This window comes from Rhodococcus marinonascens NBRC 14363, from assembly GCF_001894885.1.
GTDB lineage: Bacteria > Actinomycetota > Actinomycetes > Mycobacteriales > Mycobacteriaceae > Rhodococcus_F > Rhodococcus_F marinonascens.
The window spans coordinates 1-809 of record NZ_BCXB01000144.1 but is presented as its reverse complement, the minus strand read 5'-3'; the positions used below and the strand labels follow the sequence as shown (position 1 = coordinate 809).

Annotated in this window: 1 pseudogene; it reads right to left on the bottom strand. The window is 66.4% G+C overall.

Annotation, left to right across the window (positions count from 1 at the left end):
- Positions 1-763 (bottom strand): annotated as a pseudogene (locus RM2_RS25550) (IS30 family transposase); the annotation flags it as partial.
- Positions 764-809: the final 46 nt, after the last annotated feature.

The following is an 809-nucleotide window of genomic DNA, read 5'->3' as shown; positions in this document are numbered from 1 at the left end:
CCGCGCCATCTCGGTGCCCTGATCCCAGGTCAGCGAGCCACGCACCTGCGCCGGCAACCCGCGGACGGTGTCGATCAACACGTCCGCGAGCCCGTCGGCCTTCTTTCCGTCGGGTAACCCGCAGATGATCACGAAACGACTGGTCCGCTCGACCAGGGTCGCCGCGGCGGTCTTGCCCGCCCTGCCGATGATCAGGTCCCCTTCCCACGCACCCGGTACCCGGCGATTGACCGCACTCTCGGGGCGGTCGTCGATCGAGACCATGCCGAGGATCCGCCCGCCGGTGCGTTCCCCGAGCGGCCTACGACGTTTACGTTGGGTTCGCTTGGATTGCAACAAAATCGCCGACTTCGCCAACTCCCCCTTGGGGAGGGCGTAGATCCACCGGTAGATCGCCTCGTGCGAGACGGTGCGGCCCTGCGCGTCGGGGGATTTCGTCATGGTCTCCACCGTCGGGTCCGTGGCCTCCAAGTGCAAGCGGCCCGCTATCTGTCGTGGCGTGCGTGAGCGGAACAGATCGGCCCGCACCCGCCCGGTCAAGACCGGATCGGTGTCGATCTTGCGGGTCTTGGGGGCGGCGGCGCCGTTTCTCGGCCTCGCAATCGGCGTGGACGGGCCGGTATCCCCGAGTCTTCGTGCTGTTGCGGAGGCGTTCACGCCAAATGACTGTCCGGTCCCGGTCGAGTAACTCCCCGATCTCCTCATCGCTGAGTTCGGCTTTGATGCCCGCCGCGATCTGCGCCCGATCCGTCATCGTCAACATCCGTCGACCCACCGCACTCCTACCTCGTCACCAGCATTGTTGCTTC